The 25,982-nt window shown below is 65.1% G+C and carries 20 protein-coding genes and 1 tRNA gene; 10 read left to right on the top strand and 11 right to left on the bottom strand.

The window, feature by feature from the left end:
• Positions 1-7: 7 nt before the first annotated feature.
• Positions 8-1,261: a tRNA (N(6)-L-threonylcarbamoyladenosine(37)-C(2))-methylthiotransferase MtaB gene (gene mtaB, locus BW970_RS14990; protein WP_076532837.1), complete on the bottom strand. Its 1,254-nt coding sequence runs from the start codon at positions 1,259-1,261 to the stop codon at positions 8-10.
• Positions 1,261-2,076, bottom strand: a complete 816-nt coding sequence (dapF, locus tag BW970_RS14985; RefSeq protein WP_076532835.1) for a diaminopimelate epimerase — start codon at positions 2,074-2,076, stop codon at positions 1,261-1,263. Before dapF ends, mtaB begins: the two co-directional genes overlap by 1 nt.
• Positions 2,077-2,182: 106 nt before the next feature.
• Between dapF and BW970_RS14980 the strand changes: the two genes are divergently transcribed.
• From BW970_RS14980 to BW970_RS14970, 3 genes are all read left to right on the top strand, one after another.
• Positions 2,183-2,258, top strand: a tRNA-Lys gene (locus BW970_RS14980).
• Between the two features lie 194 nt (positions 2,259-2,452).
• Positions 2,453-3,169, top strand: coding sequence for a FadR/GntR family transcriptional regulator (locus BW970_RS14975; RefSeq protein ID WP_159441448.1), 717 nt, complete (start codon positions 2,453-2,455; stop codon positions 3,167-3,169).
• Positions 3,170-3,369: 200 nt separating this feature from the next.
• Positions 3,370-4,191, top strand: coding sequence for a response regulator (locus tag BW970_RS14970; protein WP_076532832.1), 822 nt, complete (start codon positions 3,370-3,372; stop codon positions 4,189-4,191).
• Between the two features lie 20 nt (positions 4,192-4,211).
• Here the strand turns inward: BW970_RS14970 and BW970_RS14965 are convergent, their stop codons facing one another.
• The 7 genes from BW970_RS14965 to BW970_RS14935 all read right to left on the bottom strand — a co-directional run bounded on the left by BW970_RS14965 (position 4,212) and on the right by BW970_RS14935 (position 14,532).
• Positions 4,212-5,285 (bottom strand): GGDEF domain-containing protein, encoded by a 1,074-nt coding sequence (locus BW970_RS14965; protein WP_083701298.1) that lies wholly within the window; start codon positions 5,283-5,285, stop codon positions 4,212-4,214.
• 181 nt (positions 5,286-5,466) lie between these two features.
• Entirely contained in the window at positions 5,467-6,816 is a 1,350-nt protein-coding gene (locus BW970_RS14960) for a tetratricopeptide repeat protein (protein ID WP_083701297.1), read from the bottom strand.
• Positions 6,813-7,880, bottom strand: a complete 1,068-nt coding sequence (locus BW970_RS14955) for a family 8 glycosyl hydrolase (RefSeq protein WP_076532828.1) — start codon at positions 7,878-7,880, stop codon at positions 6,813-6,815. Before BW970_RS14955 ends, BW970_RS14960 begins: the two co-directional genes overlap by 4 nt.
• Positions 7,877-10,195, bottom strand: a complete 2,319-nt coding sequence (locus BW970_RS14950; protein WP_076532826.1) for a cellulose biosynthesis cyclic di-GMP-binding regulatory protein BcsB — start codon at positions 10,193-10,195, stop codon at positions 7,877-7,879. The genes BW970_RS14955 and BW970_RS14950 overlap by 4 nt, the downstream gene beginning before the upstream one ends.
• The gene (gene bcsA / locus BW970_RS14945) at positions 10,192-12,519 is read right to left on the bottom strand and encodes a UDP-forming cellulose synthase catalytic subunit (protein ID WP_083701296.1); all 2,328 of its coding nucleotides are present in this window, start codon (positions 12,517-12,519) and stop codon (positions 10,192-10,194) included. The genes BW970_RS14950 and bcsA overlap by 4 nt, the downstream gene beginning before the upstream one ends.
• A 43-nt stretch (positions 12,520-12,562) precedes the next feature.
• Positions 12,563-13,234, bottom strand: coding sequence for a hypothetical protein (locus BW970_RS14940; protein ID WP_076532822.1), 672 nt, complete (start codon positions 13,232-13,234; stop codon positions 12,563-12,565).
• A 62-nt stretch (positions 13,235-13,296) separates the two neighbouring features.
• Entirely contained in the window at positions 13,297-14,532 is a 1,236-nt protein-coding gene (locus BW970_RS14935; RefSeq protein ID WP_159441447.1) for a bifunctional diguanylate cyclase/phosphodiesterase, read from the bottom strand.
• A gap of 200 nt (positions 14,533-14,732) precedes the next feature.
• Between BW970_RS14935 and BW970_RS14930 the strand changes: the two genes are divergently transcribed.
• From BW970_RS14930 to solA, 7 genes are all read left to right on the top strand, one after another.
• Entirely contained in the window at positions 14,733-16,934 is a 2,202-nt protein-coding gene (locus BW970_RS14930; protein ID WP_076532818.1) for a sensor histidine kinase, read from the top strand.
• 83 nt (positions 16,935-17,017) lie between these two features.
• A complete protein-coding gene (locus BW970_RS14925; protein WP_076532816.1) occupies positions 17,018-17,407 on the top strand; it encodes a hypothetical protein in 390 nt (129 codons plus the stop codon).
• Between the two features lie 408 nt (positions 17,408-17,815).
• Positions 17,816-18,328, top strand: a complete 513-nt coding sequence (locus BW970_RS14920; RefSeq protein WP_076532814.1) for a YcnI family copper-binding membrane protein — start codon at positions 17,816-17,818, stop codon at positions 18,326-18,328.
• Between the two features lie 49 nt (positions 18,329-18,377).
• Entirely contained in the window at positions 18,378-19,934 is a 1,557-nt protein-coding gene (locus BW970_RS14915; protein ID WP_076532812.1) for a copper resistance CopC/CopD family protein, read from the top strand.
• A 13-nt stretch (positions 19,935-19,947) separates the two neighbouring features.
• Positions 19,948-20,886, top strand: a complete 939-nt coding sequence (locus BW970_RS14910) for a copper uptake system-associated protein (RefSeq protein ID WP_076532810.1) — start codon at positions 19,948-19,950, stop codon at positions 20,884-20,886.
• Position 20,887: 1 nt separating this feature from the next.
• On the top strand, positions 20,888-21,496 hold the full coding sequence (locus BW970_RS14905) for an SCO family protein (protein ID WP_083701294.1): 609 nt from the start codon (positions 20,888-20,890) through the stop codon (positions 21,494-21,496).
• Between the two features lie 169 nt (positions 21,497-21,665).
• Positions 21,666-22,853, top strand: a complete 1,188-nt coding sequence (gene solA, locus BW970_RS14900; protein ID WP_076532805.1) for an N-methyl-L-tryptophan oxidase — start codon at positions 21,666-21,668, stop codon at positions 22,851-22,853.
• Here solA and BW970_RS14895 read toward each other — a convergent pair.
• Entirely contained in the window at positions 22,850-23,074 is a 225-nt protein-coding gene (locus BW970_RS14895) for a formate dehydrogenase subunit delta (RefSeq protein WP_076532803.1), read from the bottom strand. The two genes, solA and BW970_RS14895, sit on opposite strands and share 4 nt — an antisense overlap.
• Before the next feature lies 1 nt (position 23,075).
• Positions 23,076-25,982 carry a formate dehydrogenase subunit alpha gene (gene fdhF / locus BW970_RS14890; RefSeq protein WP_076532801.1) on the bottom strand — a complete coding sequence of 969 codons (2,907 nt, stop codon included), beginning with the start codon at positions 25,980-25,982 and terminating at the stop codon, positions 23,076-23,078.

Genomic DNA, 25,982 nt, shown 5'->3' with positions numbered 1-25,982 from the left:
GATGAAATCAGTCCGCGTGGAGCCCGGTCGCATCATGCCCCGAGATTGTCGCAGTGACGATGGCCCCCTCGGGCCGCGCCGTGGCAAAGCGCACCTCGGTGAATTGCCCGGTTCGGCCCATATGCGGCGATTCGGTGAGAATGCGGTGGGTCTGCCCGATCTGGGCCGCAAGGTGACCGGCCAGCGCAGCGCCTCCTGCCGCGCGCAGGCGGGCGGCGCGGTCGCGGATCAGCGGGCCTGCAAGCTGGGGCATCCGGGCGGCGGGGGTGCCCTTGCGGGGGCTGAACGGAAACACATGCAGGAAGGTCAGGTCGCAGTCCTGCACCAGCCTTACAGAATTCTCGAAATGTGCATCCGTCTCGGTCGGGAACCCGGCGATGATGTCGGCGCCAAAGATGATGTCGGGGCGCAAGCGGCGGGCCTCGTCGCAAAAGCGGATGGCATCGTCACGGGTGTGGCGGCGCTTCATACGCTTGAGAATCAGGTTGTCGCCATGCTGGAGGCTGAGATGCAGGTGCGGCATCAGGCGCGGCTCACTGGCGATGGCCAGCATCAGGTTGTCATCCGCCTCGATGCTGTCGATGCTGCTGATCCGCAGGCGCGGCAGATCGGGCACCAGCCGCAGGATGCGCATGACCAGATCGCCCAGCCGCGGCTCCCCCGGCAGATCGGCCCCCCAACTGGTCAGATCGACGCCGGTCAGCACCACCTCCAGAAAGCCCTTGTCCACCAGACGCTTGATCTGTTCGACCACCACGCCCGCAGGAACCGAGCGCGAATTGCCCCGGCCATAGGGAATGATGCAGAAGGTGCAGCGGTGATCGCAGCCGTTCTGCACCTGGACATAGGCGCGGTGGCGGCCGAACCCGTCGATCAGATGGCCTGCGGTTTCGCGCACCGACATGATGTCATCGACCTGCACCCGTTCGGTGGCACCGATCAGATCGGGGACCATGGCTTTCCAGGTGTCCGGCTGCATCTTTTCGGTATTGCCGATGACGCGGGTAACCTCTGGCATCGCGGCGAAGGTTTCGGGTTCTGTCTGGGCGGCACAGCCGGTCACGATGATCGGCGCATCGGGATGGTCGCGCCGGATGCGGCGGATTTCCTGTCGCGCCTTGCGCACGGCTTCGGCAGTCACGGCGCAGGTGTTGACGACATGGGCGCCATGCACCCCTGCCTGTTCGGCCAGTTCGCGCATCGCCTCGGATTCGTAGGCGTTCAGGCGGCACCCGAGCGTATGGAACACCGGCGCCGACATCACAGAAACTCGCCCCGGAACACCAGGGCGGTCGGCCCGGTCATCCAGACGCCGTCGTCGCGCCAGTCGATTTCCAGCGTTCCGCCATCGACATCGACGGTGACGCGCCGCCCGGTCAGGCCGCGCAGATGGGCCGCCACGGCCGTGGCGCAGGTGCCCGATCCGCAGGCCAAGGTGATTCCGGTGCCCCGCTCCCACACCCGCATCCGCAGGCGGTCGGGCCCGGCCAACGACGCGAATTCCACATTCGTCGCTTGTGGAAACAACGGATGGTGTTCCATCGCGGCACCTTCGCGGGCCACATCAACCGAATCGGCATCAGGGACAAAGAACACGCAATGCGGGTTTCCCATCCCGACAGCCACCGGATTGCCCGGCACCGGCAGGTTCAGCGGATCCGCATGGGCGGCCAAGGGGATATCCGCCGCTTGCAGCAAGGGGGGGCCCATGTTGACAGCTGTCAACCGACCATCGACATCAACCGCCTGCAACATGCCCCGATCGGTGCGGAGGGTCACGATCTGCTTGCCGGTCTCGTCCAGCAAAAGGCGCCCGACGCAGCGGGTCGCATTGCCGCAGGCGCCGGCGATGCTGCCATCCGCGTTCCAGAACACCAGCCGTGCATCCGCCGTGGCGTCGGAATGTATCTCCGCCAACTGATCGAAGCCAACGCCGCGATGCCGGTCGCCCAGACGGCGCGCAAGATCGGGCGTAACCGCGCAGCCACCTGCGCGGCGGTCGATCACGACGAAATCGTTGCCCAGGCCATGCATCTTGACGAAGCTGACGGGGCGCGGGGGGGGCTGTACACTCATGGCGGCGATATACGCCCGCTCTGAACTTTTCGCCAGTGCTTCGACATTTTTCCGCCGCCTGCCCCTTGACCACCCCCGCGCGCATCGCTAGGACGGCGCCCACAGTGGGCCCATAGCTCAGTTGGTAGAGCAACTGACTTTTAATCAGTGGGTCACAGGTTCGAATCCTGTTGGGCTCACCACTGACAAAACGGCCCGGACATATGTGTCCGGGCCGTTTTGTATTCCGCCAGTGTGCACGGGATCTGCGGGCGCGGCTTTACGAACGGCATGGCGGCTCTGTAGGATCGGCGGCGATATGCGGACCACAGGCAATCGCCTCTATCCGGCGGATCGGTCCGCCTGCGAGGATCACCGGGGCTGGGGAGGCATCGCCATGAAGTTGACCGAACACAAGAGCCCCGGCAGTGCCACCCGGAAATCGGCCGAACGCCTGTCGGATCAACTGCGCGAGATGATCCTGCGCGGCGAATACCAGAACGGCGACATGTTACCCCCGGAGCGCGAGCTGGTGGTGGAAACCGGCCTGAGCCGCGGATCGGTGCGCGAGGCGTTGCGGGTCTTGCAGACCGAGGGCCTCGTCGAAATCTCGCTGGGTCGTTCTGGCGGGGCGCGGGTGGCCGCGCCGAAACGGGCCATGCTGGCCCGGTCGGTCGAACTGTTCGTTCGCACCAATGGCGTGGCGCTGAGTGCTTTGCTGGATGCGCGGGCGGCGGTGGAACCCATGATGGCGCGGCTGGCCGCCCAGAACCGGACAGCCGAAGAGCTGGCATTCATGGAAGACCTGCACCTTCAGTTCAGCAAGGCGCAGAACGATGTCGTCACATACCGCAGGCTCAACTATCGTTGGCATCTTGCGGTTGCCCAGGCCAGCCGGAACGAGCCACTGGCCGCCTTGATGGAGGCCATTCTCGCCACCGGACTGGAAGCGACCGCCTATGAGGCCGTGACAACCTTCGAGAACAGGATGACCGCGATTGTCGCGCATGAGCGGGTGATGGAAGCGCTGCGCGCCGGGGATGGCGAAGCGGCGGCGAATGCCATGGAAACGCATCTGAGAACCTATTCGGACATCGTGAAGCAGATGGAATAGGCGGCACCGCGACCGCTGTGTCCCGACAGGGCATGTCCTTTCGGTTGCCCCGATTCGCCGCGCCTGTTCGCCTGTTGGATGCTTGCAGTATGGTCAATACACGACTAGGGTGAGATGTGCTTATTGCCGAACTGGCGCCATGTGCGCGACAGGTCGCTTTTTGTAAATCTTCTTCTCCAATGAGGTGTGTGGGCTTTCGCATGGCAGGCCAGGACCAGGACAACGACCCGTCGGTAGAATTCGCGCTGGCCGAAATCGCGCGGGAATGCGAGGATGCGTTCTCTCCACTTCTGCGCGACAGGGGCGTCCATCTGGAGGTGGCGATCGCCATGGGCGCCGGTCGGCGCCGCAAGGGCGACCCGTTCCGCCTGCGCGAGGTGCTTGACCTGTTGCTGGCGAACCCGGACCCCAGTGGAAATGTCCGGCTGTTCTTCAGCGGTCGCCCGGAACGCCCGCTGACAGTCGAGGTATCGGGCGTACAACCACCGCCAGTCCGCGCCATTGAACTGGTGGGGTTGATGAAGGGCCTGATCGACCAGACGCCATCCGGCGCGGCAAAGCTCACGCTGCCGTTCGGTACCGTCGATGCGTCAGACACTGGGCGAAGCGCGGTGCGGGCCAAGGCTGTCGATGCGCCTTTCTCCGGCTTGCAACTGTTGATCGCCGATGACAGCCCCACCAACCTGATGGTTATCCGCGAAATGCTGGCGAATACCGGCGCGTCGATCACGGCTGTCAGCGACGGGGCACAAGTCGTGGAAACCTGGCGAACCGCGCAGTTGGACATGCTGTTGCTGGACATTGCCATGCCGGTCATGGACGGGCTGTCGGCGTTGCGCGCGATCAGGGCCGAGGAAGACCAGCTCGGCCGCCCGCATATTCCCGCCGTGGCCGTCACGGCAAATGCGCTGAAACATCAGTTGGACGAATACATCATGGGTGGCTTTGACACCCATATTGCCAAGCCGTTCCGCCGTCAGGAACTGATCAGCACCATCGAGGCATTGCGCCCCCATCCCTGACGGGATGGCCGGGCCTGCCCCTAGGCTGCGGCGAGATCGCGCGCCAGGGTGTGGCGATTCCGGCCATGCTCTTTGGAATGATACAGGGCCGCATCGGCCAGCGCGAGCAACTGGACATCCGTGCGCGCCTCGGTCCCATACTGGGCAAGTCCGAAGCTGGCGGTGATGCGCAGATCCGGCGCCTCATTGACGACCAGCCCTGCGATGGTGTTTCGGACCTGCTCTATGACGGGGACTGCCTGGTCATTGGTCAGATCCGGCAGGAGGATTGCGAATTCTTCACCACCGATGCGCCCGACCGTCGCCCCTTCGGCCAGTTGTGGCGTCAGCGATCCGGCCACCAGCCGCAGCACGATGTCACCAACCCCATGGCCATAGGTGTCATTGATCATCTTGAAATGGTCAATATCGACCATCGCCAGCGACAGCGGCCTGCGTTCGCGTTCGCTACGTGCCAGCTCTCGTTCATACTGATCCATGAAGCCGCGGCGGTTCATCACCCCGGTCAGCGGATCCCGCGAGGCAAGCCGGTGCAGTTCGAGCGCCTCCATGATGATCGAGGCCAGTTGCCGGCCAATCTCCTCGCGCCCTTCTACGATGCGATTCGGCTCGCGCGCAAACAGTGCAAGGGTGCCAATCGCATGGCCGTCCCGCGTCATCAGGGGAAAACCGGCATAGCTGCGCGCACCTGGTGCCCCGGCCACTTCGGGAACCCCGATCGTGCGGGGGTCGGTCGAGGTGTCTTGCACGATCAGCGGCTCGCGCCGCGCGATGGTCAGGTCGCAAAACCAGCCGTCGCGGCGACAGCGGCGGGCATTGGTTCCTATACGTGTGTGGAAATAGGCTGTCGAACGGTCGATCAGAACTATGGCCGCGCCAGTTGTCCCGAACTCCAGCCGCGCCAGGCGCAGCAGCTTTTGCACCAGCGGTTCGCGCGGGCTTTGCAGGACATCCATGGCAAACAGTGCCGCCAGACGGCGACGCTCTTGCAGATCATCCGCAACCCGGCGGGGCGCTAGCGCAACAACGGCGCGGTCTGCGCCGGTTCCCATATGGCAGCTATTGGCCGCATAAGCATGGTTTCCCGAACCCACCTGCCCGCCCCTTCTTTATGCCTCATCCCAAAGTATAGCTAAAATTGTGCAAATCTTAGGGCAGTCACGGCGAAAACTTGGTTCCCGGCCACCATTGCAGTCAATTTTGCGACAGCAGCAGACCACCCCGCCACCAATTCACCCATTCCAAACCCGATATGTGTTCATCGGCGCCTGATTGTCACTCGGTTACGGCAAGTCCTGCACGGCTGGCATCGGTTGACAACTGGTTGTTGATCTTTTCGAACTGACGTCGCGCGGCATCCCGGTTTCCACTGTTGAGATAGGCGTAGGCGCGCAGAATTGCCAGATCGCGCCGAAGACCGCCCGCGATCGTCTCGATTGCGTCGAAGTACTCGATCGCCTTGCGATATTCCTTGCGGCTATAGGCGGCAACTCCGCGCTGGTCGAGAATCTGACGTTCGATGTCCACCCGCTGGCTGCGGGTGAAATTGGTGGCAACCGCGATAGACGCAGCATTATCCGGCATCTGAAGCTTCAGATAGGCCAGGGCAAGACCATAGCGCGCGTCCCGCGTGCGGTCGGCATCCAACCCCGCAGCCAGGGCGGACTGAAAGGCGGAAACCGCCTCCATCGTGCGGTCCATGTTGTAGGCACACCAGGCGCGTTCGTAGAGGGCACCCGCAGCGCGCGCGCCATTGGTCAGCGCAAGGCAACGGGCCCAATCGCCCGACCGGGCCGCGGCTGCCGCCGAGCCTCCTCCAGCACCGCCTGTCGCGGCCGCTGACGGTGCCGCCGCTGTGGCCGCAGGCCGGGGCCTTGGCTCTGGCCGAACCGGGTTGGCGGCAGCTTCGGGCACCGCAACATCGCCACGCCCGGCCAGAAGTCGGGCCTCCAGTTCGGTCAGATCCGACGCACGGGCGGGAAATCGCGTTCTGCTCTGGGCGAACAACTCCTTCAGCGCCTCGGCATCGGCAACCGTATCAGCCTTTTCCAATGTCGCAGAGATGGACTCGAATTCGGTGCAGGCCGACAGGATGGCGCGGTAGGTGGTCAGCGCCGCAGCCTGGCGCCCTGCCTTGTCCTGCAATTCGGCAATGCGCCAGGCATTGTTCACGCGATCGCACCGCAGCAACCCTGCGGTGCCCGATGCAATGCGCAATGCCTGATCGAGCTGGCCATCGGCAAGCGCGCGATCCAACGCCTGTTGCCCTTCCGACGTGTTGAGCAACGCCAACATGTCCTCTGGCGGGGTCCAGTCCGGGTATTCGGCCTGCGTCGATGCGATCAAGGCCCGCGCATCGGCAAAGGAGCCTGCGGCGATCCGCGCATAGATCTGGTCGATCTCGGCCGACGGTCCGGCGCCATTTAGCCGGGACAGGTCGCGCGGCGGGGTCCAGCCCGGATATTTCAGTTGCAACCGCCGCAATTCGGCGTTGATCGCCGTTGCATCCTTCTGGGCGATGTAAAAATTCAGCGCGAGCAGCTCGTCCTGCTGTGGCGCCTCCTGGGCAAACACCGGGGGCGTCAGGGCAAGGCACAGGGCCAGAAGGGTGGCGAGACGGTTCATATGGGTACACATCGCGGAAAGACCTGAGCCTGGGCAACCAGCGCCATCAAGTGCAGCGTCGCCGGATAATAGGGTTGGGTATCGGCAAAAACCGGCATCTGCGAACCAGCCCCGCCCAAAGCCACACATCCGGCCAGGGCCGCAACGGCAGCATAGCCTGCATGGGCACTGCGTTCGACCACTGTTTTCGTCACCGGGTCATAGACGGTCACAGCGTCGCCCCCCGCACTGGCAATGGCCGCGACATAGCTGCGCAAGGCAGGGCTCGTCGCCTCGCCGGACCAGACGGCAAACAGCGGGACGCGGATCGCCTCGTAGCCAAAGCGCGGGGAAAAGCCCTGCGGCGGCGGGCCATAGCCCGAAGCGGTGGCCAGGACCCAGTCAGGCACCGGGCCACGCGCCGCAAGATCTGCCCACAAACGGCGCCCATCCTCGGCCATTTCCGCAAGATCGGGCAGCCGGGTGGCTGCCGCCACCTCCTCGATCGCGCGCGGCATGATGTAGGACGGGTTGATCACCACCCCGCCCCCCTCCCGCAAAAAGCCTGACGCCCCCGGCAGCAGCAGCCAGCCCTGCCCCGACGGATTCCGCACCCGGCAATGGCGCAACAGATCGGCGGCGATCTGGCGCGCGCGCTCCAGCAATTCGGGTCGGTTGCGCCCACGGGCCAGCATCACCAGACCCCAGGCATAGAACAGGTCGCCATCGCTGGCATTGTTGCGGTCAACGACACGCGGCTGGCTGTCCGGGCGCCAAAGCCAGGCCAGCAAAGAGTCCCCGCGAACCGCCAGATTTGCCTCGGTCCAGGCAATGATGCTGTTCGCGGCCTGAATGTCACCGAAATGCGCAGCAAGCGTCAGCCCATACCCTTGCCCCTCGGAATGACTGGCGCCGCCCTGAAACCCGTCGATCACACGCCCTTCGGGCGACAGGCACACCCGTTTCCAGGCGCGCCAGCTTGCTTGCAGGGGATGATCCTCGGCAAAGGTGGCGGAGGCGGCGCCGGCGGGGCCAATCATCATCGGGGTGGCCACAAGGCCACCAAGAAAGGTCCGGCGCTTCATCGTGCTCCTCCCCTGCGGCGCGTCAGCACAAGATACAGCATCACCGGCAAGGTAGACAGCAGCGCCAGCCCCAACAGGGCCAGCATGAACGCCAGCGGCGACCAGGAGGCATAATTGCCGATCACAGCGCGAATGTTGTCAGGCCCCAAAGGCTCCAGCAACTCGGGCATCCGACCGGCGGACCAGATCTGCCACTCCGCATCGTCGTCCAGCAACGCGGCCTCGCCCGTCGCCAGGCCGCTGATGCGCAGATCCTCGATCGCCTTTGCGACCTGCGGCGTATCGGCATCCGGCGCCAGGACCAGCCATAGATCGCCAGGGGCCGCGGCATCTGGCTGCAACAACAGCGCCTTGCCGCTGCGCGCCGCCAACCATGCCGCAAGCGGTTGTTCCGATCCCGGCAAGGCGGCTGCAACCAGCGCATCATACTGACGTGCGAACCAGCCGGTGGAGGTGAACACATCGCGCAGGCCGGACCAGACCTGCTGAGGAAGGCTGGGCGCCATGACGGGCGCGGCTGTCGCGGCCTCTTCCTCGATCAGCCGGAACGCGGGGGACGCTGGCGACCCAGGTGCCGCAGAGTCTGCGAATGCGATGGCCGGACCCTCGAACAGGACATCGCGCAGGTGGCTTGCCGCAAGCCCAAGTCCCGCAAGCGGCACCAGGGCGGCATCCTGCAATGTCACGATCGTCAGCCGGGACTGCCCGTTTCCGTTCGGCACCGGCGCCAGCATCGCGGACAGCACGATCCCCGCCGCCTCGGCCGCAGCCGGGTCCGTGGCGTCAGTTGCCACGCCGACGCCCTCGCGTGTCAGGTTGCGCAAGGCCACGGCGGCCCCGGCCTCTTGCATCCGGGGTGACGCGGGCACGAACAGCGTGCTGTCCGCCAGGATTGCCAACATATCGGCGCGGCGCGGCGCACATGCCATATCGGGCGGGTCGCCCGGAACAATCATCTCGAAGCTGAGAGCATTCGGTCCGGGGTGCAAAAGATTGGTCGGAAAGCCGATGTCCAGCGGCGGAAGAACCCGCCCCCCGTCGCGGTCGAGCGGCAGCAGGCGCACGGTGGTGCCGTTGACCTTGACCAGCAGGATCGCGCCTTGCGGCAACCCCTCTGCAAAGCCATACCGCAGTTGCAGCAGGCCCTTCTGGTTGGCCAGCAGCAACCAGTCATCCGCCAGGCGGAACGGCAGGTCCGCCCGGAAATAATGCGTGTTCCCGATGATGTCGCCCTGCGCGAGGTCGGCAAGGCGCGTGGCCTGCCCCGCCTGCAACAATGCCAGCGGACGCGGCGCCATCGCCGGTGCCGCTGGCAGAAGCCCTGTCAGATTGGGCACGGCATCCGCCGTGTATTCCACCTGCATCACCAAGGTGCCGCTGGCACCGCGCCGGAACGACACGCGCGGCGCATCCGACTGTATCACCGCCACCGCCGCCAGGGCCGACGGGCGGGCAAGATAGAACGAGCGCACCGAGACAGGGGCAGTGCCCCCCAGCGCATCCGCCAGCGTCGCGGCAACCGCGCGCAGCACGGCGGGCGGGGTGGCTGGATCGGCCAAAAGATCAACCCCCCCGTCGCGCAGGGCCTGCGCCTGCACAGCAACCGCAAAGCCTTCGGGCCCCGGCTGAATGGCCGAGGGCGCCAGAGCCACACCGCTCTGGTGCAGGTCTATTTCGGTCCAGACGCCGAAACTGGCTTCGGGACCACAGAAGATGCGGTGCGGCTGGGCGACCGACAGATCCAGCCAGTTTTCGCCCGCGATCAGGCCAGGGGCCTGCACGTCCACCGCACCGAAACCGCGCAGATTCTGCAATGGCACGTCGATGGGCGCCCCGCCGTTGACGGACAGGCGCAGCCGGGCCGTATCGGGCAAGATGTTGACGCTGGATTGCAGCGTCAGCACCAGCATTTCAGGCGGCGCACCTTGCGGCAGAACCATCCGCAACTGTGCGCTCACTGTTTCGCCTGTCAATCGCAGGATCCCCGGAGACGGCAGCGAGGCGCCGACCTGAACCGCGCGCGGCAGATTGGCCTGTGCCGGGGCAAGCGGCATGATCCATTGCGCCTCACCGGCCTGCGGGGCCGTCTCCGGTGCGCGATCACGGTCGGGGGGCGGCAGGGGCTCCGGGCTCGCCGTCGCTGGCGCGCGGGGCATGGCAGGCGCAGGCAGAACATCCGGGACGGCAACGCCGGAGTCGTCCTGGGCCGGTGCAATGTCGGGCAGCACGATATCGCCACCGCCCCCGGCGTCCTGAGCCATGGCGGCACCTGACAGCACCGCCACGACCATCGGCCAGATCAGCCAGCTCTTCATGGCCGCTCCCCGATCCCGATCAGGGTGCCCGGCGCCAGACGCGAGTCCTGCCGGTACTCCGGTGTGTCGAAATCCGCGCCAAAGGCCACAAGATGGGCAGGTTTTCGCTCCAGCCGCTCTGTCACCGCGGCCTGCCGCCGCCGGCCCGGTTCGCGCAGCAGATCGGCAATGGTCTTGGGAAAGGATGCCAGGACCAGCCAAAGCACGTACAACAGGCCCGCAACCAGCCCCTTGCCCCGCAACCCGCGCTGGCGCACGGCGAGCCAGTTCTCGCTCGACCCGAAGATCAGATAGGCCACCGCCTCGCGCACATCCATCGGCTGGTCGGCCACGAACATCAGGCCCAGAACGTTGCCTTCGCCACTGGTTGTCATTTTTCCACGCACCACGGCGCGCACGTCGCGCTCCAGATGCGGCGCATCGGGAAACCGCGGGCGGACCACGATCTCGTCACCCTCCCGCACACCCTGGAGATCACGCAGGCGTGGCGAATCCAGCAGACGAACCCGCGCGCCACTGGTGGAGGCATCCAGAACCTCGGCATCCAGCGTACCCTCAAGACCGGACCAGCCCACCAGCGCCGGTTCGCGCATCTCTATGCGGGGCGAGGTGCGGCGTTGCTGTTTTTCCGAAACGGCGCGCAACGACAGCGACACCAGAAGAAAATTGATGATCGCCCAGACACCCACCACGGACAGCACGCTGCGATCCCCCGGAAAGGCCAGCCAGCGCGCGCCCAGGACGACCACACCCAGCAGCATCAGCAGGAACAGCACGAACAACGGCATGAAGATCGGCGAGATATAATCGGCCTCCAGCGTCTCGTCCTTGGCCGTCACATTGAACTTGGCGCCGCGTGGTCGCAGGACCGTGCGGATGATCGCCATCCCCAGATAGGGCGCCTGCGCGGTTTCGTAGATCTCTGAAATCAACGGCCATCGGTATTTGCCGAAAATCGCGTTCTGCACCATGAGGCTGACCGCCATGTACCCCAGCGTATAGGCCATGGCATCCTGGATCGTGGTCACGAAAATCTCGACCCCGAAGAACAGATAGGTCAGCGGCGCCAGCAGGAAGATCAGCCGGATCAGCGGAAAGAACCAGAAACTCATCGAGTTCAGGTAGCACAGCCGCTGCAAGGGCTTCAGTCCGGGACGGAACAGCGGGTTCTTGAGCATGAACATCTGCATCATGCCAGCGGCCCAGCGGCCCCGCTGCTGGATGAACGAGGCGAAGGTCTCGGGTTGCAAGCCTGCGATCATGGCGCGGTTCAGATAGATGCTGCGCCAGCCCTTGGAATGGATGTCCAATGCGGTCTCGGCATCTTCGGTGATCGTTTCGCCGGAAAACCCGCCCACACTGTCCAGCGCCTTGCGCCGCAGGACAGCCGCCGATCCGCAAAAGAACGCCCCGCCCCAACGGTCCAGCCCACGGTGGATCATGCCATAGAACATCTCGTTCTCGGGCGGGCAGGCCAGGCCCAGGTTCCGCTCGATCGGGTCCTGGTTGATGAAGAAATGCGGGGTCTGCACCAGGAACAACTGGGGATCCTGCACGAAATAGCCCACCGTGCGCGCCAGAAAGTCACGGCTGGGCACGTGGTCGGCGTCGAACACCACCACCAGTTCGCCGTTCAGACGCTCCAGCGCCGCGCTCATGTTGCCGGCCTTGGCATGTTCGTTGCGGGCGCGGGTGGAATAGACCACCCCCAGCTCCTGGCACAGCGCCTGCAACTGGGCCCGCCGTTCGCGCGAAGCACGGGCCAGCTCCTCGTTGGGCGAATTGCAGCGCTGGTCAGTGCCGCCATCGTCGCACAGCACGACCGTCCGCAATTTGGCCGGATAGATCATGTTCTTGGCCGCCGACAACGTGATCGACAGCATCTCCACCGGCTCGTTGTAGGACGGCACCAGAATATCGACGGTCGGCAACTGGTCCAATTCCACCCGCGGCGGCAGGCCCCTGTCGACAGGGTCGGCGGAAATCACCGTGTTCAGGAAGAACACGAGGATCGAATAGGTTTCGACGACAAACAGCAGCACGGCAAAGATGAATGACGCGTTCAGCCCGGCATCCGGCAGCGTTGCCGTCAGACGCCAGAACCAATAGCGCAGCACGATGACGCTCGCCACGCCCAGCAGGACGCTGCGCGCGACGATGTGGCGGGCAAAGGGCTTCATCAGCGCGATGATCACCAGCGCGGCAAGGGACAGCACGACCTGCGCCGCGTTGGACGCCGGCGCCGAACTGAGCACCACGATGGGCACCAGCATCACCAGCCACAGCCCCACGAACATCACCGGCCACCTTCTGGAACCGCTCATGCAGAGGCTCCTTCATGGCGGGCGGGGCGTTGTCGGCCGGGCCTCATTGCGATGGCCCCGCCAATGCGGACAACATCCGGGATTGCCCCGCAGATGCCGTGCCCTGCGGGCTGCCCATGACCGAGGGCGCCAGAATGGGCCTCAACGCCTGTTCCGCCGATCCCACGACACAATTGCGCAACAGGATGTCCATCGCATCGGCCTGTGCGGGCAGATGCCGCCGCCCCGTCGCCAGACGCCGAATCGCGAGAACGCAGATGATGTCCGCCCCAACGCGCTCTTCCGCCCAGGAATACGGGCCAAGATCATCCTCGCCGTCGATAAAGGCGCCGGGAGAAAACGCCTCGAACGGCGCAGGCAGGCCGCCGATCCGGTGCACGAAATCCTCGAACCGCAATCGACCGGCTTCGCCATAGGTTTGGCGGATGCGCAGAACCATCTGGTTATCACCCGCTACGGGCGTATGGTTGGCCAGCAACACCCGCTGTTCGGCGCCGCCCGGCAGATCACGGTGAAAGACCAGTTGCAGTCCGTCGGGGCTGATCCAGGCACGCGAGGCCGGAACCGGCACCAGCGGCGTAAGCTCCTCGGCTTGCTGACGGGTCAGCGGCATGTTGGACGGTTGCACATAGGCGCAGCCCGCCGCCGCCCATAGCGCCGCAGTCGCCATGGCCGCACGCAACGGTGCCGACCAATACCGGAACAGTCCTGTCATGGCCAATCGCGTGCCGCATCCCATGGTTCTTGCCAAGGTTGTAGCCAACCCCAGCCTTCACCTTAAACGGAGTTTGCGCCAGCGTCCAAGACCTGCCGCAGATTTTTCGGACAACCCAGCAGAAAACCTTGCACTTTTCCCACACCCATGGCGCGCAGCACATCCAGCGCAGGCTCGGTGCTGACATGTTCGGCCACGACCTCCAGCCCCAGCCGCCGCCCTAGGGCGATCAGGGTCGAAACGACAGCGGTTTCAACCGATTCCGGGTCGGTAAGTTTCTGGATCAGCGCCCCGTCGATCTTGATCCCGTCCAGCTCGAAGCTGTTCAGATAGGCGAATCCCGACAAGCCCGCACCGAAATCATCCAGGGCAACGCGGCAGCCCGCGGCACGCATGGAGCGCACCGTCTGTTGTGCGACCGGCAAATCCAGAATGGCCGCCGTCTCGGTGATCTCAAACTGGATCCGGGCAGGCGCGACGCCTGACCGGCCGATGACATCTTGCAGGAAGGGCCACAGATCAGGGCTGCTGATCGACCGCCCCGAAAGGTTCAGCGACAGCCGAACGTTGCGCGCGCGCTGCAAGATGTCGGCATGGCCCAACAGGGCCGTGCTGATGACGCTGCGGTCAAGAAGCTCGATCAACCCGCTTTTTTCGGCTCCGTCGATAAAGGATCCGGGGGCGTGCAAGCGGCCGTCCTCGTCGACAAGCTGCATGAGAACTTCGTACTCACGGGCGCCTCCCGGCTCTGGATCCAGGCTGACGATCTCTTGGGCGCACAGGTGGATGCGCCCCTGTTCCAAGGCGGCAGGCAGATCCAGCAGATGACGGGCGGCAAGCTCGACCGCTGCAAGGGCGGTATCCCCCTTAAGGAACACGGTGCCCGGCCCGCTGACCCGGCTACGCGCCAGAACCGCCGCCGCATCGGCCAGTTGCAGCACACGTTCCGGCGTTCTCGGGCAGGCAAGCGCGGTGGACACAGTCGCAATCCGGGCGGTCACGGCATGATGGCGCCCACCGGCCTCGATGCGGCACCGGGGGACGGCGCGGATCAGGCGGTCCGCCAGCCGCACGGCCCCCGACGCATCAACCCCCGGCAACATGATGACGAACTGCCGCCCCTCACGACGGGCCAACACGGTACCGGCCGGACATTCCGCGACGATGCACGCCCCGACAAGATCCCGCAACCGGGCCGGCACGCCAACGGGGGCCACGATTTCCAGATGGTCCAGATTGTCCAGCGCCAGAACGATGAACAGGCACTCTTCGCCAGAGGCGGCCAAGAGACCGCCCAAATCCGCTATCGTCCGATCATCGCTATTCAAGTGCCAACCCCGATCCGTTTCCATTCAAATCCCCGGAGACGCGCCATTTTGCAAGACTTTAACAGGTCTTGCCTGAACATGCTGCCACATTGCACTCTTGGGTTGCGAGTGGCCATGCAATCTGGTCCATCTGCAAAAGAGCGTCACACGCCACAACAAAGGCTCCGCCCATGATGCAGTGTTTCCGTCCGCAGATCATCGACGAACGGGTGGCCTTGACCTTCTTCGTCATGCTTGGCGTGATCGGGGTCACACTGTGGCTTCGGCGGCAAAAGGTCTTTTTCGGCAAGGATCACTTCCAGATCGCCATGATGGCCATGGCCGCATGGCTGTTCGGCAGCCTGATGGAAATGTCGCAACCGTCGCTGGACTGCAAGGTGTTCTGGGCCAGCGCAAGTTGGTCGATGATCGTGCTGCTGCCGACCGCCTGGTCATTCTTTCTGATGGAGTACTGCTTCCCGCTGATTGCAAGCCGGGTCCGCCCGCTGGGGCGTATCCTGCTGATTGGCGGGCCACTGGTTGCGCTGATCATCGCGGCGACCAACCCGCTGCACCAGATGTTCTATGGCCCCGACACCCGGCTGATCGAAGAGAACGGGCTGATCAGCGGCGTCTTCGACCATGGGCCATTGTTCTATCTGTTGGCGGCTTATCTGTATCTGTTCCTGGGATATGCCATTGTCCAGACGCTCATCGGTGCGTTTCTGGCGCAACGGCCCTTCCGCACCTTCTTTGCCGGTTTGTTCGTGATCACGACGGTTCCGGCGCTGGCAAATGTGTCTTACATCGTGTTCGGAGTCACCGTTTTCGGCTTCGATCCTACGCCATTCGCGTTTTCTGCGGTCTTGTCGATCCTGGCGTGGATGATTGTGAACAACCGCATGATGGATACAGATTCCATCGCCCGCGACGTGTTGTTCTACATCGTGCCCGACCCTGTGCTGGTGATCGACCCCAAGGGCAACCTACTGACGGCAAACCCCGAAGGCCGGCGCCTGATCGGCGAAGCCCTGCCCAGACAGGGCCTGCCAGCCTCATGCGCAGATTGGCTTGGCCCGCTGGTCACGGCCGTCACCAGCGGCGAGCCATGCGAAAAGAGCAATCTGCTGCGGATCGGGGAACAGCACTATTCCGTCTCTGTCGCGCCATTGACCCGCCCCTTGAACGACAGGACCGCCCCGGTGGGCTGGGTCTTGCGGATGCACGATGTGACCCAGCGCCTGCAATTGCAGCACGCGCTGGACGATGAACGCGATCTTCAGGCCGCACTGACCCAGACAAGCCTTTCGGGCCTGATCGCCCTGGATCAGACCGGAACCTTCGTCTTTGCCAACGCCGAGGCAGAGCGCATTCTGGGCGTGCATGTCACCCCGGCCACCACGATCCGCATCAGCGATCCCGCATGGGAGATCCGCCTGCCGGATGGCAGCGAAATCGAAGGGCTGGAGGGCATACTTGCCCGGCTACTGTCCGAAAAGGCCATCTTGCGCGATCAGCGTATATCGGCCTTGCGCCGCTGCGACGGCGAGCGGCGCATCGTGTCGCTCAACGCGACCCATCTGGCCAGCGACCGGCCCGGCAAGGTGCGGATCGTGTTGTCGATTGCCGATGTGACCGACCAATACCTATACGAGCGACGCCTCAAGGACGCTGCCCATCGCGCAGAGGAGGCAAGCCGCGCCAAATCCCGCTTCCTTGCCAACATGAGCCACGAGATCCGCACACCTCTGAACGGCGTGCTTGGCATGGCCGAAGTTCTTTCCGACATGGTAGAGCGCCCCGATCAAAAGACGATGGTGGCGACCATCCGCGAATCCGGGGAATTGCTGCTGGTCCTGCTGAACGACATTCTGGACATGGCCAAGATCGAGGCGGGCAAGATGGTGATGGAAAACACCAGATTCAATCCGCTGGATCTGGCCGAACGGATCGACACGCTGTTCTGGCGACAGGCAGATGCCAAGGGGCTGTCGTTCTCTGTCATGGTGCCGGGCGGCGTATTGGCGGCCCGCACCGGCGATCCGCACCGTTTGCAGCAGGTGGTCGGAAATCTGGTGGGCAATGCGATCAAGTTCACCGCCAAGGGCGAAGTCCGGGTGACGGTGGCCGATCGCCGCGACGGCACATTGGAAATCGACGTGACAGACACCGGCATCGGCATGTCGCCCGATCAGGTGGCGCGCATATTCGACGAGTTCGAACAGGCAGACGGCAGCACCACCCGCCAGTTCGGCGGCAGCGGACTGGGCATGTCGATCGTGCGGCACATCGTCAGTTCCATGGGCGGTGACATCACCATTGACAGCACCCCCGGCACGGGCACCACCGTCAAGGTCAGGCTTCCCCTTCCGCTTGCCGACGCCGCCAGCTGAAACCGTGCCCGCGTGATCCGCAGAAAGCGATCCGGGAATTGTCCTTTCTGCGCCGGATGCGTATGGTGCCGACGGGAGCCCGCATGACACGCCATCGCACCAGCATCACAATTTTGCGCGAGACGGGTCTGGCCTTGGCCATGCTTGCCGTGTGGATGCTGGCGCTCCTGGCGCCCCTGCACCAGACCTCGGGCCTGCTGCACGCCATGGCCAAGACCGGCCATGTCCTTCCTGGCGGCTGGTCGATCTGTGTGGCGCTGGCACAGGAAGAGGATGGCCCGGACATCCCCGTTTCGGGCTGTCCCGCCCATGCGCTGGGAAAGACCGACATCGCACTGCCGCCCCAGCCGGTGGCGCTGCCCGCCCTCGTTGCCCGGTCCTACGAACCGCTGCTGCGCGCGCAGGATGATGCCCCCGCGGCCACGCGATATTGGCAGCCAGGCCAGCCACGGGCACCTCCGGCACAAGGCTGACCGGCGGTCCTCGTGACCCGCCGCCACGGGCATTCCGCTGACGGCCCATCGGGCATGTGGCGGAGTGTGCGCAGACATCCTGTTGCCGGAGCCCATGCGATCCCGCATGTTCTGCGGCCATGCCACGCCTGACATCCCTGTCGGCGCGTGTCAGGCCGCCGCCATGGCGCCCGTGACAGAGACCAACCGCAAACCCCGTCCTGCGACAGTGCCCGCGCAGCGCCCCAAGCGAAAACGCCGCGCCGCGCCGCATTGACGACTGCCCCGTCACCGATGGCCACACAGGCCGCCGGGGCGTCGGGGGCAATCGTCTGGCCGCTGTCCGCATGGCTGCCCTCAACCGCCGGGGCCTGCCGGAGAACCGCAGGCCCGGCCCATTCCCTGACACGTCAACACACGAGACATGACATGATCCGCAAAACCACCCTCGCCCTGGCAATCGCCGCGCTGGCAAGCCCCGCCTTTGCTCATGCAACCTTTGAAACGCAGCAGGCCAAGGTCGGCGCAACCTACAAGGCCGTCCTGCGCGTGCCCCATGGTTGCGGCACCGAGGCGACCCACACCGTCCGCGTCCAGATCCCCGAAGGGTTCTACAACGTGAAACCGATGCCCAAGGCGGGCTGGAAACTGGAAACCGTGACTGGCCCCTATGCAAAACCCTATGACAACCACGGCACGCAGATGACCGAAGGCGTCAAGGAAATCGTCTGGTCCGAAGGCAACCTGCCAAATGCGTGGTACGACGAATTCGTGTTCCGCGGCTCGTTTGCCGGCGATCTGCCGGTGGACAGCGTGATCTACTTCCCCGCCGTGCAGGAATGTGCCGGCGGCGAAGCCGCATGGATCGACACATCGGGCGACCCCAAGGCCGCGATGCCCGCACCGGGCGTCAAGTTGATCAAGGGCGGCCACAGCCATTGATCCAGACCGGGGGCGGCGTTCGCGCCGCCCCACCTTGCAAGGGTTTCCGATGCGCCAGATCCTGTTCGCTCTTTTGTCCATGCTGAGTTGGGCGATCCTCGCGCCCGCGACACTGGCCCATGCGGTGTTGCTGGCCACGACACCGGCGGATGGCGCCATGCTGGCCATGCCCCCTGCGGCGGTCCGGCTGACCTTCAACGAAGCCGTGCGCCCGCTGGTCGTGCGGCATGTCGCACCGGATGGCACGGAAACCGATCTGACCGACAGCATCGCGGGCGCGACAGAGCTTGTGATCCCGCTGGACGGAATTGGCAGGGGAACGCATGTGGTGTCCTGGCGCGTGGTGTCGGAAGACGGCCACCCGATCCCCGGATCCCTGCTGTTCTCGATCGGCGAGATGACCGGCGCCGCCGCAGTTCCTGCCGAAGGTGACACCGCAGTCCGCAGCGCGATCTGGCTGGCGCGGGCAGCTATGGCGATTGCGCTGGTCGTCGCCGTTGGCGGGGCGGCGTTCGGCGCCATGGCCCCCGTGCCACAGGACGCCCGGCGACCGCTGATCGGTGCGGCGGCGGTCGCGCTGTTGGCCGCCCCGGCCTATTTGGGTCTGCACGGGCTGGATGCCCTGGGTGCGGGCTTTGCCGCGCTTGCCACGCCCGCACCCTGGATCGCAGCCGCCGGAACCAGCTTCGGCCCCAGCGTCGCCATGGCGATGGCCGCCGCCCTGCTGGCGGTCGCGGGCCTTTGGGCCAGGTCGGCGGCGGTGTTGGCGCTGGTATTGTTGGGTGTCTCCTATGCCGCAAGCGGCCATGCGGGCGCAGCCTGGCCACAGGCCCTGACCCGTCCGCTTGTCGCGGTACATCTGATCGCGCTGACGCTCTGGATCGGCGCCCTGATCCCCCTTGCCCTGTCGCTGCACACCGACACGACGGGGCTGCGCAGGTTTTCCGCCGCCATCCCCTTTGCCGTGATCCTGCTGGCAGGATCGGGCATCGCGCTGGCGACAGTCCAGTTGGGGGGTGACGTTGCACATTGGCGCGCGCCCTATGCGCGTATCCTTGCGGCCAAGTTGGTGCTGCTGGCAGTCGTGCTTGCGCTTGCGGCATCGAACCGCTGGCGTCTGACCGCGCCGGTGCTGGCTGGCGATGCGCAGGCCGTACGACGTATGCGACGCGGCATTGCACTCGAACTGTTGTGCGCCGTTGCCATTCTGGGCCTGACCGCAGGCTGGCGGTTCACCCCGCCCCCGCGCGCCCTGGCACAGGCCGCCCCTGCCGCGGCGTCCGCCTTTGCCCATCTGCATTCCGATGCAGTCATGGCCAATCTGATTGCCACGCCGGGCCGGGCCGGGCCGATCGCCATGCATATCGAGATTGGCGACGGCGACATGAACCCGCTCAGCGTGATCGGCGCAACGCTGCTGCTGTCCCTGCCAGAGCGCGGGATCGAAGGGCTGGAACGCTCTGCCAGCCCTCTCGACGGGGTCGAGGGGGTATGGAGGATTCCCGACCTTGTTCTCCCGTTCCCCGGCACATGGACTGTCGCGCTGGACATCCGCCTGTCCCGTTTCAGCAAGACCACGCTAAGCGGCACACTCACCCTCAAATGACACGGAGATCACCATGAAACACAGGATCTGCGCCCTGCTCCTGGGGGCTGCGCTGTTTCCGGCCGATGCGGTGGCGCAACACAGCCATCATGGGGCCGCCCCCCAAAGTGCCGCACCGCACGAGGTGACAGCCGGGGCGCTGGCAGTGTCGGGGGCTTTCGCCCGCGCGACATTGCCCCGTGCCCCGGTGGCCGGGGCCTATCTGACCCTCACCAATCACGGCACACAGGCCGACCGCCTGGTTTCTGTCACGGCGCCCGTGGGCAAAGAAGTGCAGATCCACGACATGATCCACAAGGACGGTGTGATGGTCATGCGCCACCTGCCGGAGGGGCTGGAGATACCTGCTGGCGGCTCGGTCACGTTGCGCCCCGGCGGGCTGCACCTGATGATCATGGGTCTGACCGACAAGCTGGTCGAAGGGCAACGGTTGGAAATGACACTGCATTTCGAGAAAGCCGGTCCGGCCACGGTTCCCTTCGACATCCTGGCGCTCAACGCGCGCGGCCCTGCGGGGCATACGGCTGGCAAGGATGCAGGTCACGCCCACGCGCACGGCCAGGCTGCATTCGACCAATCGGCCCTCGACGGCGACGAGGGCCGCATCATCGGCCTGTTGAAACACATGTTCGAGACCGATGGCGCCCCGCTGATCGTGGCACCTGTCCTGATCGACGGCGATGTCGCCATCATCGGCTGGATGCAGCAGGAAACCGGCGGGCGGGCGTTGCTGCGCCGCGACGACGCCGGGCTTTGGCGGGTCAGCCTGTGTACAGGCGACGGCCTGAAGGGTGAGGCAGGCATGATTGCGCTGGGGGTGGCGCCGACGGTTGCCGCGCGACTTGCCAGGGCGCAGGCCGGAGCCGAGGCGCAACTGCCCCCAGACCACGTGGCGGCTTTTGCCCGGTTCGACGGCGTTCTGCACATTGACGACAATGGACAAGGGCACTGACATGGCGAAGAACCGCACTCTGCGCAGGTTGCGTCTCGGGCTTTGGGGCGCTGTTCTTGTGGTGGGTCTGGGGGCGTCCTGGCTGTTCCTGTCGGGGCCGCAGACCGAGCCGCAGGTGACTGACACACTCGGGCAAGGCGACTACCGGCTGGAAACAACCGACGGCCAGCCCTTTACCCAGGCCAGCCTGCGCGGGCAGCCGTCGCTTGTGTTCTTCGGCTTCACGCATTGCCCCGATGTCTGCCCGACCACCATGGGCGAGATCATGGGCTGGAAAGACGAACTTGGCCCGGCGGGGGCCGCGTTGAAAACCTGGTTCGTCACAGTGGACCCCGAACGCGATACCGTCGATGTGCTGCGCGACTATGTCGGCTGGTTGCCCGGCGCGACGGGCGTGACCGGCACCGTCGGTCAGACAGAGAAGGCATTGCAAGCCTTTCGGATCTTTGCCCGCAAGGCGCCGCTGGAGGGAGGAGACTATTCCATGGACCACAGCGCCTATGTGATGCTGTTCGATGCGAACGGGCGCTACAGCCAGATTTTCGGCTATCAGGAACCCCCGGACCAGGTTGTCGGCAAGCTGCGCCGCTTTCTGGAGACGCAGGGATGAACCGGCGTGCAATGGGGCCGGCGCGTGGGGCGCGGTCGGCATGGGCAGGCGGCGTGCGGCCCGGCGCATCCGTCTGCCGGTCTGCAAGGCGCTGACCGCCACCGCTTGCACCCACCGCGCACTCGCGCGATGTTGCGCCGCCGCAAGGGCAGGCAAGCGGGAGCAAGCGATGACGGACCACAGCGGATATGACCTGATGGTGATCGGCCTGGGCGCGATGGGCAGTGCGGCGCTGTATCAGGCCGCGCGGCGCGGGGTGCGGGTGATCGGTCTGGACCGTCATGCCCCGCCCCATACACTGGGCTCTACCCATGGCGAAACGCGCATCACCCGTCAGGCCATCGGCGAAGGCGTGGACTATGTGCCCTTTGTGCTGCGCTCCCATGACATCTGGGATGAGCTGGCATCCCGGACGGGCCAACGCATCTTGAACCGCTGCGGCGCGCTGTTGATCTCGCAGCCCGATGACGGAACCGACCGGGGTATACGGACCGCCTTTCTGCATCGCACCCGACAGGCCGCCACAACCTTTGGCATTGCGCACGAGATGCTGTCGGCCGATGATCTGCGCCGGCGCTTTCCCCAGTTCGGGACAACGGCGGAGGAGGTCGGGTATTACGAGCCCGGCGGCGGCTGGGTCAGCCCCGAGGCGGCCATCACCGCGCAACTGTCCGAGGCGGCGCGACTGGGGGCGGCCATACGGACCCAGACCGTTGTCGCGAAGCTGGACCAGCACGGCGGCGGCGTTGTCGCCACCCTGTCGGATGGCAGTACGATCCGGGCAGACCGCGCGATCCTGTCCGCAGGGTCATGGGTGGCCGACTTCCTGCCACCCGCGATGCGCCCCGTGTTCCAGCCGCACCGCCAGATGCTGCACTGGTTCGCCCTGGACCGTCCCGATCTCGCGCGCACATGGACGGATGGCCCGGTCTACATGTGGCCGCATGGCGAAGGGCAGGACGATTTCTTCTATGGCTTTCCCAGCCTCGATGGCGGCGGAACGCTGAAGGTGGCAAACGAGCAATACAACGCCCTTGTGGATCCGAACGCATTCACCCGCGATGTCGGCAACGAGGAGTCGCGCCGGTTTTACGATCACAGCCTTGCAGGCCGCCTGCTTGGCCTGACGCCGCGGGTCGTCAAGGCGGCGACCTGTCTGTACACGGTGACACCGGATTCCGCCTTTGTCATCGACACGCATCCGACGATGGATCTGGTGCAACTGGTCTCGCCCTGCTCGGGCCACGGGTTCAAGCATTCTGCCGCCATCGGTGAATGCGCCGTGTTGCGCGCGATCGAGGGGCAGAGCCCCATCGACCTGTCGGCATTCACCCTTGCGCGGCTGACCGGGGGCTAGTCCGCCGGGCGGCGGATCAGCGGGGCGGCGCGCATCACCAGCGGTGCCAATCCCACCGCCCCGCTGTCGATCCGCGCGAACAACTGGCGCCGCATCCTGGGTTCCCAGAAATCGTTGATATGCGCCGCCAGTCCGGGGGCCTGCTCGGCCTCGGGCTTCGAGGCCATGAAGGCGGCGATCTGGTTCGCCATGCGGATCAGCTTGTCGTCCTGCGCCGTCATGTCATTCCGCCGCAGGCAGGATGCGCCGCGCCTGATCGGATTGCGCCTGATAGCTTTTTTGCCAGTCGCTCGGCCCGTTCGAGGGCGACACCTGCACCGCCGTCACCTTGTATTCCGGGCAGTTGGTGGCCCAGTCGGAATGGTCGGTTGTGATCACATTTGCCTGCGTTTCGGGATGGTGAAAGGTGGTATAGACCACGCCGGGCGCCACACGGTCGGTCAGGTCGGCGCGCAGGGTGGTCTCGCCCGACCGGCTCGCCAGGCGCACCCAGTCACCATGGCGGATACCTCGGGTCTCGGCATCATGCGGATGGATTTCCAGCACATCCTCGGCATGCCAGGCCACATTCGCGGTGCGCCGTGTCTGTGCACCGACATTGTATTGCGACAGGATGCGGCCCGTCGTCAGCAGCAGAGGGTAGCGCGGGCCGGTGCGTTCATCCGTTGCCACATATTCGGTGCGGATAAAACGCCCCCTGCCCCGGACAAACCCCTCGACATGCATCAGCGGCGTTCCCTCTGGCGCGTCGTCGTTGCAAGGCCACTGGATCGACCCTAGCTGGTCAAGCCGGTCATAGGTGACGCCCGCAAAGCTGGGCGTTGTCGCGGCAATCTCGGCCATGATCTGTGACGGATGGGTGTAGGCCCATTCCGCACCCATGGCATTGGCCAGCATCTGGGTGACTTCCCAATCCGCATGGCCCGCCTTGGGGGCCATCACCCGGCGCACGCGGTTGATGCGGCGTTCCGCGTTGGTAAAGGTGCCATCCTTTTCCAGAAAGGACGAGCCGGGCAGGAACACATGGGCGTAATTCGCCGTCTCGTTCAGGAACAGGTCATGGACGATCACACAGTCCATGGCGGCCAATGCTGCGGCCACGTGTTTCGTATCGGGGTCGGATTGCAGGATATCCTCGCCCTGACAGTAAAGGCCGCGGAACGTGCCCTCGACCGCCGCATCCAGCATGTTCGGAATGCGCAGACCGGGCTCCGGGTCGATCGGCACGCCCCAGGCCGCCTCGAAGATTGCGCGCACTTCGGGGTTCTTGACGTGGCGATAGCCGGGCAGCTCGTGCGGGAACGATCCCATGTCGCAACTGCCTTGCACATTGTTCTGCCCGCGCAAGGGGTTCACCCCCACACCGGGGCGGCCGATATTTCCGGTCAGCATGGCAAGATTCGCAATGGCGATCACGGTGGTAGAGCCCTGCGAGTGTTCGGTCACGCCCAACCCGTAATAGATGGCCGCATTGCCCCCGGTGGCATAGAGACGGGCGGCGGCGCGGATCTGGTCGGCGGCAACGCCGGTCACGCCTTCGACCGCCTCGGGGGCATGGCGCGGGTCGGCGATGAACTCGACATACTCCTGGTATTCGTCCCAGTCGCAGCGGGCGCGGATGAATGCCTCGTTCACCAGCCCTTCGGTAACGATCACATGCGCCATGGCGGACACCACGGCCACATTGGTGCCCGGTCGCAGCGCCAGATGGTGCGCGGCCTTGTAATGCGGACCCTCGACGCTTTCGGTGCGGCGCGGGTCAATGACGATCAGCCGGGCGCCTTGCCGCAGGCGTTTCTTCAGCCGGCTGGCAAAGACCGGATGCCCCGCATGCGGGTTCGCCCCGATCACCAGCGCGACATCGCACTGTTCCACGCTGTCGAAATCCTGGGTGCCTGCACTGGTGCCATAGGTCTGGCCAAGGCCATAGCCGGTAGGCGAATGGCAGACGCGGGCGCAGGTGTCGGTATTGTTGTTCAGGAACACCGCACGGGCCAGCTTTTGCACCAGATAGGTTTCTTCGTTGGTGCAGCGGCTGGACGTGATGACACCCACCGACTGCCGCCCGTAGCGCGCCTGAATGCCCCGCATCCGGTCGGCGGCAAAGGTCAACGCCTCGGGCCACGACACCTCGCGCCAGGGGTCGGTGATCCGCTCGCGGATCATCGGGTGCAGGATACGGTCGCGGTGAGTGGCATAGCCCCAGGCGAACCGGCCCTTGACGCAGGAATGGCCCCGGTTCGCCTTGCCGTGTTTCCACGGCACCATGCGCACCAGTTCGTCGCCGCGCATCTCGGCCTTGAACTGGCAGCCGACACCGCAATAGGCGCAGGTGGTGACGACCGAGCGTTCGGGCGTTCCAATCTCGATCACCGTGTTTTCGGTCAGGGTGGCGGTCGGGCAGGCCTGCACACAGGCGCCACATGACACACAATCGGACGACAGAAAATCCGCCGCCCCGGTGCTGACCCGGCTATCCCAGCCGCGCCCGTCGATGGTCAGGGCAAAGGTGCCCTGCACCTCTTCGCAGGCCCGGACACAGCGGTTGCAGACAATGCATTTCGACGGATCATAGGTGAAATAGGGATTCGACTGATCCTTGGGCCGCCAATCTGGATTGGCCTCGCCGCCCGTGTTTCGCGCGCGAAAATGTGTTGCGATTTCATTAACTTCGGCGCCCGCTTCTGGCGGCGTGCCATACCGCACCTCGCGCAGGCCGACGGCCCCTGCCATGTCCTGCAATTCGCAGTCGCCGTTGGCCGCGCAGGTCAGGCAATCCAGCGGATGGTCCGAGATATAAAGCTCCATCACCCCGCGGCGGAGCTGTTTGAGCGTGGCCGTCTGGGTATACACCCTGAGCCCCGGTGCGACCGGCGTGGTACAACTGGCCGGGGTGCCGGGCCGGCCCTCGATTTCCACCAAACACAGGCGGCAAGAGCCAAAGGCCTCCAACGTGTCTGTGGCGCACAATTTGGGAACCGCGATACCGATTTCGGCGGCCGCCCGCATCAGGCTGGTGCCTTCGGGGACGGTCACGGAGAACCCGTCAATCTCCAGCGTGACCATGGTGGGCGACCGGCTGGCGGGAGTGCCCATGTCGCGGTCCGGGGGCAGGATGAAATCCTTCAT

Origin of the sequence: Gemmobacter megaterium (assembly GCF_900156815.1) — a bacterium.
Classification (GTDB): Bacteria; Pseudomonadota; Alphaproteobacteria; order Rhodobacterales; family Rhodobacteraceae; genus Wagnerdoeblera; species Wagnerdoeblera megaterium.
Note: the sequence above shows the minus strand (reverse complement) of the source record. Positions and strands in the feature narration are given on the sequence as shown.